Annotated in this window: 10 protein-coding genes and 1 pseudogene; 3 read left to right on the forward strand and 8 right to left on the reverse strand. The window is 71.1% G+C overall.

The window, feature by feature from the left end; genetic code table 11:
- Positions 1 to 335: pseudogene (locus HUX53_RS37790) on the forward strand (hypothetical protein); the annotation flags it as partial.
- A gap of 115 nt (positions 336 to 450) precedes the next feature.
- Complete coding sequence (locus tag HUX53_RS37795; RefSeq protein WP_176408075.1) at positions 451 to 1,857, forward strand: cellulase family glycosylhydrolase; 1,407 nt, start codon at positions 451 to 453, stop codon at positions 1,855 to 1,857.
- Here HUX53_RS37795 and HUX53_RS37800 read toward each other — a convergent pair.
- From HUX53_RS37800 to ahcY (HUX53_RS37815), 4 genes are all read right to left on the reverse strand, one after another.
- Positions 1,854 to 2,894, reverse strand: coding sequence for a hypothetical protein (locus HUX53_RS37800; RefSeq protein ID WP_176408076.1), 1,041 nt, complete (start codon positions 2,892 to 2,894; stop codon positions 1,854 to 1,856). The genes HUX53_RS37795 and HUX53_RS37800 overlap by 4 nt on opposite strands.
- 31 nt (positions 2,895 to 2,925) lie before the next feature.
- Entirely contained in the window at positions 2,926 to 3,504 is a 579-nt protein-coding gene (locus tag HUX53_RS37805) for a hypothetical protein (protein ID WP_176408077.1), read from the reverse strand.
- Positions 3,504 to 4,760: an adenosylhomocysteinase gene (gene ahcY, locus HUX53_RS37810; RefSeq protein WP_176408078.1), complete on the reverse strand. Its 1,257-nt coding sequence runs from the start codon at positions 4,758 to 4,760 to the stop codon at positions 3,504 to 3,506. Before ahcY (HUX53_RS37810) ends, HUX53_RS37805 begins: the two co-directional genes overlap by 1 nt.
- Before the next feature lie 67 nt (positions 4,761 to 4,827).
- A complete protein-coding gene (gene ahcY, locus HUX53_RS37815) occupies positions 4,828 to 6,258 on the reverse strand; it encodes an adenosylhomocysteinase (RefSeq protein WP_176408079.1) in 1,431 nt (476 codons plus the stop codon).
- A gap of 167 nt (positions 6,259 to 6,425) precedes the next feature.
- Between ahcY (HUX53_RS37815) and HUX53_RS37820 the strand changes: the two genes are divergently transcribed.
- Positions 6,426 to 6,773, forward strand: a complete 348-nt coding sequence (locus HUX53_RS37820; RefSeq protein ID WP_176408080.1) for a MerR family transcriptional regulator — start codon at positions 6,426 to 6,428, stop codon at positions 6,771 to 6,773.
- Here the strand turns inward: HUX53_RS37820 and HUX53_RS37825 are convergent.
- From HUX53_RS37825 to HUX53_RS37840, 4 genes are all read right to left on the reverse strand, one after another.
- Positions 6,770 to 7,444 (reverse strand): response regulator transcription factor, encoded by a 675-nt coding sequence (locus HUX53_RS37825; RefSeq protein WP_176408081.1) that lies wholly within the window; start codon positions 7,442 to 7,444, stop codon positions 6,770 to 6,772. The genes HUX53_RS37820 and HUX53_RS37825 overlap by 4 nt on opposite strands.
- Positions 7,445 to 7,462: 18 nt before the next feature.
- Positions 7,463 to 9,022, reverse strand: a complete 1,560-nt coding sequence (locus HUX53_RS42845) for a sensor histidine kinase (protein WP_176408082.1) — start codon at positions 9,020 to 9,022, stop codon at positions 7,463 to 7,465.
- A gap of 355 nt (positions 9,023 to 9,377) precedes the next feature.
- Complete coding sequence (locus tag HUX53_RS37835; RefSeq protein WP_176408083.1) at positions 9,378 to 10,364, reverse strand: cation diffusion facilitator family transporter; 987 nt, start codon at positions 10,362 to 10,364, stop codon at positions 9,378 to 9,380.
- A partial coding sequence (locus tag HUX53_RS37840) for an SIS domain-containing protein (RefSeq protein ID WP_176408084.1) occupies positions 10,361 to 11,345 on the reverse strand: 985 nt, incomplete at its 5' end. The genes HUX53_RS37840 and HUX53_RS37835, both read right to left, overlap by 4 nt.

The following is an 11,345-nucleotide window of genomic DNA, read 5'->3' on the forward strand; positions in this document are numbered from 1 at the left end:
CGGAGTGGCGGTTCTGGCTGGACGGCTTCGACCGGCGCGGCGGTCCCTCTGACGACGTGGGTGCGTTGCTGCGGGAACTGGGTCACGGGGTCGTCCGCCGGGGGCGGGCGGTCCGGCTGGCGGCCGCCGGCCTCACCCTGTCCGGCCCCGACCGCCCGGCCCCGCAGGCACCCCCGTCGTTCAGCGCTCCCGCCCCGGGCCACCCGCAGTTCCTGCCACCTTCGAACTACGGCGCGGGCCCGTACCAGCAGGTTCTGAACGCGCCTCCCGCGCCGAACCCGTATCCGGGGCCGGACGAGCCGCCGCGCAACCTGTACATGCCGCACGGCCGCTGATCGGACGTTTGGCAACGACGGACGTGGTTTCGCGCGTTCGTTGTGTACTTCTGTGGCTTTTCTGGGTCTCCTGCGGCTCCTAATATCCGAATAAGTTTCGGGTTTTGGAGGCGGGATGCGCGTTCGTACTGCCCTCGGCCGGATCACGGCGGCGGCGCTCGTCCTGGCGCCCTTGCTTGCGGCGTCCCCCGCGCACGCCGGTCCTGTGCCGCTTCCCGCCATCACCGATGAGCAGGGCCGGGCACTCATCCTGCACGGGCTCAATACGGCTGGCAGCGCCAAGGGGCCGAGTGGCCTGCCCTGGGTGAGCCGGGACGACATCGTCCGCGAGGCGCGGGAGCTTGGCACGAACTCCGTGCGCTACCTGATCCAGTGGAAGAACGTCGAACCCGAGCCCGGCCAGTACGACGACGCGTATCTGGACGACGTCGCGGAGCGCGTGGCCTGGTACCGCGAGCAGGGGATGCACGTCATCCTCGACATGCATCAGGACATCTATGGCCCCGCCGCCTGCGAGGGCTCAGGGAACGGTGCCCCTGGCTGGGCGACCTTCACTGACGGGTTGCCCTGCACACCGCAGGACCCTTGGGTGCTCACCTATGTGCAGCCGGCCGTGCTGCGCGCCTACGACAACTTCTGGAACAACACCGGCGAGCATCCGGAGCTGATGCAGCACTACACCGCGATGTGGAAGCACGTCGCGAAGCGCTTCGCGGACGACCCCGCCGTGCTGGGCTACGACCTCATGAACGAGCCGTTCGGCGGGACGCGACAGTTCGGCTTCTTCGAAGGACCCATCCTGACGCCGTTCTACCAGGGCATCGTCAACGCGATCCGTGAGGTGGACCGCGACAACTGGGTGTTCGTCGAGCCGCAAGCTCTCGGGCCGAACGAAGGTGCGGAAACATCGCTCGGCGTGGTGCGTGACCCACGTCCGGGTGGGCCGCGCATCGTTTTCGCTCCGCACTTCTATCCCGGTGGGGTCGACCTGGGCGGCTCCTACGACGGCGTGACGAAAATGCTCGTCCAGGCGCAGTTCGCGTTCTGGAAGCGGAACATGCCCGCCGCCGCACGGCGCCTCAACACCCCGATGTGGCTCGGCGAAGTCGGCGGCATGGGACCGGGCGCACCGGGCGCGGCCGACTTCACCGGCGACTGGCTCTCCATGGCGGACGAACTGGGCATCGGCTGGGCGTACTGGTCGAACGATCGGGGCTCGTCCGGCGTCATCGACGGGGACGGGAAACCGACCCTTTTCGCCAAGGTACTGGCCCGCCCGTACCCGCGTGCCGTCGCGGGCACCTTGACCAAGACTTCCTACGGCGACGGTGCCCTGACCGTCACCTGGCGCAACAAGCCGGGGGTGGCCGGTCCCACGGAGATCTGGTTCCCGGCCACCCCGAAGGTCACGTCGACCGACCCCGACGGGACATGGCGGACGCACTGGGACGCCACCCGCCACGTCCTCTCGGTGTGGGCCGACCCCGATACGCCGTCCCACACCGTCACGGTGAAGTCCTAGCCCGGGAGGGAGCGGAGCCGCTCGTTGAGGGTCGGGCGGAGCTTCTTCAGGCAGAGCACCGGAAGGTACGCGCCCTTGCTGGTCAGGTAGTTCGTGGCCTCGGACGGGCACTCCTGCTGCGTCTTGACGCGGCCGACCACCTTGGCGATGGCCTGGGTGGAGCCGCAGTCGGCCTTGTCGAGGTCGCCGACGTTGAACGAGGGGTCCTCGATGCAGTCGCCGGTGGCCAGCACGCCGCCGCCGGGGCCGAGGCACACGACCGGCTTGGCGAGTTCACCGCCGCCGAACGACCGCATCTTCATGACCTCCAGCGTCTGCGCCGGGCAGGACTGCTCCGTGGCGACGCGCGCGACGACCTTGCCGTACCAGCCGGACTTGGCGCACGGCTGCTCCTTGCCGAACCCGATCGAGCCGCTGCTCACGCAGTCGCCGGCGGCCAGGAACGCGCCGCCCGCGCCGGGGTCGCCGGGGTGCGGGCCCTTGATGTTGCGCACGCACGCCTCGTAGTAGTGCTTGTCGGTCTCCTTGCCGCGGACGTTGGTGACGCCGTGCGTCCCGGCGGGGCAGTCCGGCTCGGAGCGGGACGTCATGCTGAAACCGGACGCCTCACGCTCGTCGGTGATCTTGACGACCTTCGCCTTGGCCTCGGCGTCGTCGCAGCTCACCCGGATGCTCGCGGGGATGCGGCTGCCGTCGTCCAGCCCGAAGCCCTTGTCGACGCACTGCTCGGCCTTCACCGGACCGCTCGGCCCGCCGCCCTGGATGAGCATGAACCCGGTGGCGCCCACGAAGAAGATGGCCGCGAGACCGATGACCACCCACACCAGCGGCGAAGGCTTCTTGCCGGCCGGAGGAGGAGGAGGCGCCCCGAACCCCGGCGGCCCGTAGGGAGGCACCGGCCCGCTCGACAGCGGAACCTGGCTTCCCGGCGGCGGAGGCTGGATTCCGGGCGGCGGAGCGGGTGGGCCGGGTGGCCCCTGCCGCTCCGGCCCGTCCGGTGCCTGTCCGTGGCCCTGCATGTCCGCCTCCTTGATCATGAAGGGGACAAAAATATCGAACCCGCCCGCGTTACGCGCGGAGATTGGGCGGGGACTCCAGGTCGGTCAGTTCGATCCCGGGGGCGGCCAGCAGGACATCGCCGGCCACGTGGATCGTCTCCACTTCGCCCGTGGCCAGGTCGGCGACCTCGTACTCCTGGACGGCCAGGGGCGTCGTATCGGTCTGGTAGGTGGACGTCCCGGCAAGACGCCAGCGCCGCACGATCGTCAGCGCCGAAAGCGACGTCCCGCTCACCTGGACCAGCCGAACATCCGTCTGCGCACCCTCGTCCAGCCCCAGCGAATGAGCGATCGCAACCAAGAAGCCCGGCGAATCAGACACAAATCCCATCGCGCGCTCGCCATGCTCGGTGCCCGTCTCCCCGGCAGCACGCACCCAGGCCAACTCGGGCCCGGTCAAACCGCCGCGCAGCCACCACTCGGACGTGACGAGTTCGACGCGGATCTGCCGCCACCGCGCGTCCACGACCAGGTCGACGCGGACACCGTCGTCCCGCCGGGACGTGTAGCGCCATCCGCCGGGGCCGGGCGCGCACTGGAAGCGCTCCGCGAGCCCCTCGGCGACGTGCAGGTACGTCCCGGCGGGCATCAGGAGCCGATGCGCCAGGAGTGCAGGTAGTCCTCCTGGTCCGGGGTCAGCAGGTCGATGGAGATGGACATGGACGCCAGCTTGAGCCGCGCCACCTCCGTGTCGATCTCCTTCGGCACCTCGTGGACGGCCGGCGACAACGTCTCGTGCGACTTCGCCAGCCACGCGCACGTGAGGGCCTGGTCGGCGAACGACATGTCCATCACGGCCGCCGGATGGCCCTCCGCGGCGGCCAGGTTCACCAGACGCCCCTCAGCGAGCAGAACGAGGCGCCGCCCATCGGCGAGCACGTACTCGTCCGTCTGCGGCCTGATCCCGCGGTGCACCTCGACGGCCATCTCGCTCAGCGCCCGCACGTCGATCTCAACGTCGAAATGGCCGGAGTTCGCGAGGATGGCCCCGTCCTTCATCACCGCGAGATGGTCGCCGTTCACGACATCACGGTTCCCGGTAACGGTGATGAAGACATCGCCGTCGACGGCGGCCTGAGCCATGGGCTGGACGGCGAACCCCTGCAACGCCGCATCGAGCGCCTTAACGGGGTCAATCTCAGTAACGACCACACGCGCACCCAGACCCCGAGCACGCTCGGCCAGACCCCGCCCGCAGTAACCGAACCCCGCAATAACAACGGTCTTGCCGGCCAGCAGCGTGTTCGTCGCACGCACGATTCCGTCCAGCGTCGACTGGCCGGTCCCGTAGCGGTTGTCGAACATGTGCTTCGTGTCGGTGTCGTTGACCGCGACCATGGGGAACTTGAGCGCGCCCTCAAGCGCCATCTGGTGCAGCCGGATCACACCGGTCGTCGTCTGCTCGCATCCCGCCTTGACCGTGCCGAGCAGATCCGTCCGGTCGATGTGCAGCGTGTTGACGAGGTCGCACCCGTCGTCCAACACGAAGTCAGGCCCGGTCTCCAGCGCCTGGTGGATGTGGGCGTAGTACCCCTCACGGTCGGTCCCCGCCCGCGCGAAGACCTCGGCCCCGTACTCGTGCACGAGCGCCGCCGCGGTGTCGTCCTGCGTGGAGAGCGGATTGGACGCCGCCAGCGCGACACTCGCGCCCCCGGCCTGAAGCGTGCGGATCAGCCCGGCGGTCTCGGTCGTGACATGCATGCACGCCGCGACCTTGAACCCGTCCAACGGCCGCTCCTCCGCGAACCGATCCCGGATCTGCCGCAGCACGGGCATGCTCCGCTCGGCCCACCCGATCCGCTTGACCCCCTCATAAGCCAGCGAACCATCCGCGATATCGCTCATGGACTCCCCACAGATGCGGCTGCCGGACGGGTCGATACCCGCCCGGCAACCATGCGCTCTTACGGACTCAGTACCTGTAGTGGTCCGGCTTGTAGGGGCCTTCCACGTGGACGCCGATGTAGGCGGCCTGCTCCTTGGTGAGTTCGGTGAGCTTGACGCCGAGGGCGTCGAGGTGGAGGCGGGCGACCTTCTCGTCCAGGTGCTTGGGCAGGACGTAGACGTCGATCGGGTACTCGTCGGTCTTGGTGAACAGCTCGATCTGCGCGATGACCTGGTTCGTGAAGGAGTTGGACATCACGAAGGACGGGTGGCCGGTGGCGCAGCCGAGGTTCATCAGGCGGCCCTCGGCGAGGACGAGGATCGAGTGGCCGTCGGCGAAGCGCCACTCGGCGACCTGCGGCTTGATCTCGATCTTCTCGATGCCGGCGGTCTTGGCGAGGCCGGCCATGTCGATCTCGTTGTCGAAGTGGCCGATGTTGGAGACGATCGCCTGGTGCTTCATCCGGGCCATGTGCGCGGCCGTGATGATGTTGAAGTTGCCGGTGGTCGTCACGAAGATGTCGGCCTTGTCGACCACGTCGTCCAGGGTGGTGACCTGGAAGCCGTCCATCGCGGCCTGCAGCGCGCAGATGGGGTCGATCTCGGTGACGATGACGCGGGCGCCCTGGCCCTTCAGCGCGTCCGCGCAGCCCTTGCCGACGTCGCCGTAGCCGCACACGACGGCGACCTTGCCGCCGATCAGCACGTCGGTGGCGCGGTTCAGGCCGTCGATGACGGAGTGCCGGCAGCCGTACTTGTTGTCGAACTTCGACTTGGTGACCGAGTCGTTGACGTTGATCGCCGGGAACGCCAGAGTTCCGGCCTTCGCCATCTCGTAGAGGCGGTGGACGCCGGTGGTGGTCTCCTCGGTGACGCCCTTGATCGCGGCGGCGGCCTCGGTCCAGCGGCCGGGCTTCTCGGCGATCGTGCGGCGCAGGGTGTCGAGGATGATGCCCCACTCCTCGGGGTCGTCCTCGGTGGCGGCCGGCACGGCGCCCGCCTTCTCGTACTCGGCGCCCTTGTGGACGAGGAGGGTCGCGTCGCCACCGTCGTCCAGGATCATGTTCGGGCCGCTACCGTCCGGCCACTGGAGGGCCTGGTCGGTGCACCACCAGTACTCTTCGAGCGTCTCGCCCTTCCAGGCGAACACCGGGACGCCCTTCGGGTCGTCGACGGTGCCGTCCTTGCCGACGACGATCGCGGCGGCGGCGTGGTCCTGGGTGGAGAAGATGTTGCAGGAGACCCAGCGGACGTCGGCGCCGAGCTCGACCAGCGTCTCGATCAGCACGGCCGTCTGGATCGTCATGTGCAGCGAGCCCATGATCTTGGCGCCGCGCAGCGGCTTGGCGGCGGAGTACTCCTCGCGCACCGCCATCAGGCCCGGCATCTCGTGCTCGGCGAGCCGGATCTCCCGGCGCCCGAAGTCGGCCAGCGACAGGTCGGCGACCTTGTAGTCCATGCTTTCGTTGCTCCCTTGGTGATGGCGGCGCCGTCCGCGTGTGCGGGCCGGTACGCGAGGGCTCGACGGGTCCCGGGACCGCGTCGACGCCGCGAGTCTACGGGCGCGCGGCGCGGGAAGGCACGCCCGGACGCGACTTTCTGACACTGATTTGTCAGAATTGGCCCATGCGCATCACGGAGGCCGCCCGGCGGCTCGGCACCTCGCCCCGCATGCTCCGCTACCGCGAGGCCCTCGGCCTGCTGCCCGTCACCCGGGAGGCGTCACTGCGCGGCGGGGGCCACCGGCGGTTCGGGGAGGCCGAGCTGCGGGCCGTCGCGGTCGCCCTCGCGCTGGAGAAGCGCTACGACATCGGCCCGGCCGAGCTGGCGTTCGGGCTGCGCGTCCTGGCCGAACCCCAGGTGCAGGCGCATGTGCGGGAACTGGGCGAGCGCATCGGACGGCTGTCCGCCCCGCCCGCCCGCGCCCTCGACTTCGAGAAGGAGAAGGCGATGCGCCTGCTGCGCCGCCGCTAGTTGGCGGCGTTCTCGCCGGGGACGACCACACCGGACTCGTAGGCGAGCATCACGGCCTGGGCGCGGTCGCGCAGGCCGAGCTTGGTGAAGACGCGCGCCACGTGCGTCTTCACGGTGTGCTCGCTGACGACGAGGCGCTGGGCGATCTCCCCGTTGGACAGGCCGCCCGCGATCAGCACGAGGACCTCGGTCTCGCGGGCGGTCAGCGTCGCCAGTTCCGCCGGGGCCTGCGGACGGTTCCGGCGCTGCTTGGTGAACTCGCGGATGAGCCGCCCGGTGACCTGGGGGGCCAGCAGCGAGTCGCCGCGCGCCACCACCCGGACGGCGGAGACCAGCTCGTCGGCGGTCGCGTCCTTCAGCAGGAAGCCGCTGGCGCCGACGGCGAGCGCGTCGTAGACGTACTCGTCCACGTCGAACGTCGTGAGGACCAGCACCCGGACGCTCTCGGCGCCCGGCCGGGCGAGGATGCGGCGGGTGGCCTCGATGCCGTCCATGCCGGGCATCCGGATGTCCATGACGACGACGTCGGGACGGCTCCGCTCGGCGATCCGGACCGCCTCCCGGCCGTCGCCGGCCTCGCCGATGACGGTGATGTCGTCCTGCGCGGCGAGCAGGGCGGCGAACCCGGCCCGCACGATCGTCTGGTCGTCGACGATCAGCACGTTGATCACGGCCGCCGCCTCGCGGGGTCAGGGGTGGCCGGGCGGCGCCTGCGAACCGTGTCCACGGTGGGTGTTCCCCTCCCTCGTCAGCGGAAGCTCGGCCTCCACCAGGAACCCGCCCTCGGCGGCCGGCCCGGCGGAGAACCGTCCGCCCAGCATGGTCGCACGTTCCCGCATCCCTACGAGGCCGTGTCCGCCGCCGGCGTCCGGCGCCTGCACTCTCGTGCGCCCGTCCCCGTGTCCGTCCACGGGGGCCGGGCCCGCGGGATCCAGTATCGCGGTACGGGAGCCGGGGGCCTCCCGGTTCAGCACCTGCGTCGGCGCGGACGCCCCGTCGTCGCGGACGCGGACCGCCAGCCGGTCCGGCAGGAACACCAGGTCGACGTGCACGCCGGCGCCGGGCGCGTGCCGCCGCGCGTTCGTCAGCGCCTCCTGGACGATCCGGTACGCCGACAGCTCGATGGTCGTGGACAGGTCGCGCGGGTCGCCGTGGACGGCGAGGTCGACGCGTCCGCCGGCGCCGCGGTGCTGGTCGATCAGGTCGGGCAGCCGGTCGAGGCGCGGCTGCGGGGAGTTCGCGGCGTCCGGCTCGGGCTTGGCGTCGGCGCGCAGCACGCTGAGCAGCCGGCGCATCTCCACCAGCGCCTCGCGGGCCGTCTTGGCGATCTCGGTGTAGCCGGCGCGGGCCTGCGGCGACAGGTCCTCCATCGTGTACGGGGCGGTCTCCGCCTGCACCGCGATCATGGAGACGGAGTGCGCGACGACGTCGTGCAGCTCGCGGGCGATGCGGGCGCGCTCCCGCATGACGGCCTGCTCCCGCTGGACGGCGGTGAGCCGGGTGAGGGTCTCGTTGGTGCGCTCGGCGGCCTCGGCCTCGGTCCGCCCGGCGGACTCCACGACGCGCCGCGCGTCCCCGAGCCCGATGGCGGCGAGGACGGCGACGATCGGCGCCGGCCACGGGATCTCGTCGAGCGTCCCGGCGGCGAGGTAGACGACGGCGATCGTGGCGACGCTGCCGATCGCGAGGACGCCGGTGGACTGGCGGGGCAGCTGCCGGCCCAGCGCGTACAGCGTGTAGAGGGCGGCGAAGCTGGTGGTGACGAGCAGGAGCTGCCCGGTGAGCAGGCTCGCCGCGACCGCGCTGAGCACGACGGCCGCGACGGGACGCAGGTTCTCGCGGCGCCACACGAGCGGCAGCGTCGCGGCGACCGCGAACGCGCCGGCGAGGCTGAGCGGCGTGTCCTCGCGCGGCGCCAGCTCGGCGAGCGCGGCGATCGTCAGCGCGAGACCGGTCAGCGGGGCGAAGTACCAGGAGCCGACGACCTCCCGCCAGGTGTTCAGCCAGCGGGGCAGCGGCGCCGTCCCGCCCGCCGGGGCGCCCGGGCGCCGTCCCGCGCCGCCGTTCAGCCGCGTGCCGAGCCGCACCGCCAGCGGACGCAGCAGGGTGCCGATACCGGTGAGGATCCACAGCAGCAGCTGGCCGACGCCCGCCACGATCCGGCCGGACAGCCGCCACGCGTGGTGCGCGACGGCTGGGCCGAACCCCGCGGGGTCGGGTCCGGTCCGGGCCTTGTCATCGGAGGTCACCCCTCAATAGTGACCGCTGCGGCGTGCCGTGGCCTCACCGCGCGGATGTATAGGGAGGAGGCGGGTCCACCTGGAGTACCACCCGCGTTCCCTCCTTGAGGGGGACGTACCGGAGCGGCCCGCGCACGTAATGTCTTAACCGTGACCGCGACGGTGGCCTTCGCCGACGTAGGGGGTTCGGCGGGGCCGCCGCGGTCACACCAGAACCGCCCGGTTTCAGGGGTCCGGGCGGGGACGCATGGGAAGCACCTCGCCGGACGGCAGGTCCGCCTCCGCGGACGCATTCGCCGGTCTCGCCTGGGCTGGGGTACGGCCGGCGCTGCTCCGCCGCCCGGCGAGGGGTCCCATGCGGGCGTCAGGACGACGCCGGGGCCTCCGGGGCCGCCTCCGTACCGCCGCCGACCGCCGGGTCGCTGGCGACGCCCGTGCGGGACGCCTCGTCCAGCGCCGGCTCCAGGTAGATCAGCTTCGCCTCCGGGCAGCGCGCCCGGATCTTCGCCTCCGCCGCGTCGATGCCCCGCGCCACCTCGGCGGCCGTGTCGTCGTGGTGCACGGCGATCTTCGCGGCGATCAGCAGCGCCTCCGGGCCGAGGTACTCCGACCGCATGTGGATCACGCGGGCAACCTCGTCCACCGACTCCAGCGCCTCGACGATGGTCCGCTCGGTGTCCCGGTCGACGCCCTCGCCGATCAGCAGGCTCTTGGTCTCGATCGCCAGGATCGTCGCGACGATGCCGAGCAGCACGCCGATCGCCACGGTGCCGACGCCGTCCCAGACGCCGTCGCCGGTGGCCACGGCCATCGAGACGCCGAACAGCGCGAGGAACAGGCCGACCAGGGCGGCGAGGTCCTCCAGCAGCACGACCGGCAGTTCGGGGGCCTTCGCGCGGCGGATGAACCGCCACCAGGACTGCTCGCCGCGGACCTGGTTCGACTCCTTGATCGCGGTGCGGAAGGAGAACGTCTCCAGCCCGATCGCGATGATCAGCACCACGAACGCCCAGGCCGGGGACTTGACCTCCTCCGGGTGGGAGATCTTGTGGTAGCCCTCGTACAGCGAGAACGCCGAACCGACGGTGAACAGGACGACCGCGACGACGAACGCGTAGAAGTAGCGCTCGCGGCCGTAGCCGAACGGGTGCTCCGGCGTCCGGTCGCGCTCCGACCGCTTGCGGCCGATCAGCAGCAGCCCCTGGTTCCCGGAGTCGGCCACCGAGTGAATCGACTCGGCCAGCATCGACGACGAACCCGTGAACACGAACGCGACGAACTTGGACACCGCGATTCCGAGGTTGGCGGCCAGCGCGGCGACGATGGCCTTTGTTCCACCCTCAGCACTCATCTAGTAATCCTCGCTTTGAGCTCTTCCATGGCAGGCGCCGGCGTCGGATCCACGCCCAGCGCGATAGCCAAGTAAACCGTGACATAGTCCGCCAAGGCGATCAGTGTCGCGATTCTCTCCAGCGGATGTTCGCCCTCGGCGCGGACTTCGGTGACCGCGACGCTCCGGTCGCGCGCCACCGCGACCGACGCCTCGCACCGCGCGCGCACCCGCGGATGCTCCTCCACGTCCCGCAGGACGACGAGGTGGAGGCCGTGCTCGGGGTCGTCCGTCCGGTCGCGGAAGAAGTCGTCGGGGTCGGACGAGGAGCCGCCGCCCGTGAAGAAGCCGTCGAACGCCGCCAGCGGGCCGTGGTTCGCCTCCGGCACCTCGGCGAAGGCCGCCGGGTACTTGGCGTTCTCGTTGAGCTGGCCGCACAGCCGGTACGCGGCCGTCGCCGTCACGGGGGACGCCCCCCACACCAGCGGCACGTCGCCGGCCAGATCGAGCGCGATGCGCTTGGCCGGGTTGACGAACGGCTCGCTGGACGGACGGCACCGGTGCGCCACGTCCTCCAGCAGCGTCGCCGTGGACTCCAGCGTCGCGTCGGGCACGTCCGCCAGCCGCAGCGTGCGCGCGGCGATCATCAGCGGGACCGTCATGGCCCACAGCATCGAACGCGGCTGCCCGCTCGACCGCACAGGGACGAACACGCCGCGGCTCCGGGCGGCCAGGTCGGCGAGCGGCGACCCGTCCGCGCCCACGAACATGAGCCGGCACCCGCGCCGGGCCGCCTCCACGGCGACCTCCAGGGTCTCCTCCGTGCCGCCCGAGGACGACACGGCGATGACCAGGTCGGCCGCGCCCACCCAGCCGGGCAGCCGGTAGCCGCGCACCGTGAACACCGGGACCGCGCAGCCGGCGCCGCACACCGCCGCGAGCACGTCGCCCGCGACGCCGGCTGCGCGGTCCCGGTGTTCACGGCTGTCTCCTATACACATC

The sequence above is a fragment of the Actinomadura sp. BRA 177 genome, from assembly GCF_013372625.1.
Lineage (GTDB): Bacteria > Actinomycetota > Actinomycetes > Streptosporangiales > Streptosporangiaceae > Spirillospora.

Excerpts from the sequence above, each read along its gene's own strand:
- HUX53_RS37820 (WP_176408080.1), top strand. The coding sequence starts at position 6,426 with ATGCGCATCACGGAGGCCGCCCGGCGGCTCGGCACCTCGCCCCGCATG.
- HUX53_RS37795 (WP_176408075.1), top strand. The coding sequence starts at position 451 with ATGCGCGTTCGTACTGCCCTCGGCCGGATCACGGCGGCGGCGCTCGTC.
- HUX53_RS37835 (WP_176408083.1), bottom strand. The coding sequence starts at position 10,364 with ATGAGTGCTGAGGGTGGAACAAAGGCCATCGTCGCCGCGCTGGCCGCC.
- HUX53_RS37800 (WP_176408076.1), bottom strand. The coding sequence starts at position 2,894 with ATGATCAAGGAGGCGGACATGCAGGGCCACGGACAGGCACCGGACGGG.
- HUX53_RS37805 (WP_176408077.1), bottom strand. The coding sequence starts at position 3,504 with ATGCCCGCCGGGACGTACCTGCACGTCGCCGAGGGGCTCGCGGAGCGC.
- ahcY (WP_176408078.1), bottom strand. The coding sequence starts at position 4,760 with ATGAGCGATATCGCGGATGGTTCGCTGGCTTATGAGGGGGTCAAGCGG.
- ahcY (WP_176408079.1), bottom strand. The coding sequence starts at position 6,258 with ATGGACTACAAGGTCGCCGACCTGTCGCTGGCCGACTTCGGGCGCCGG.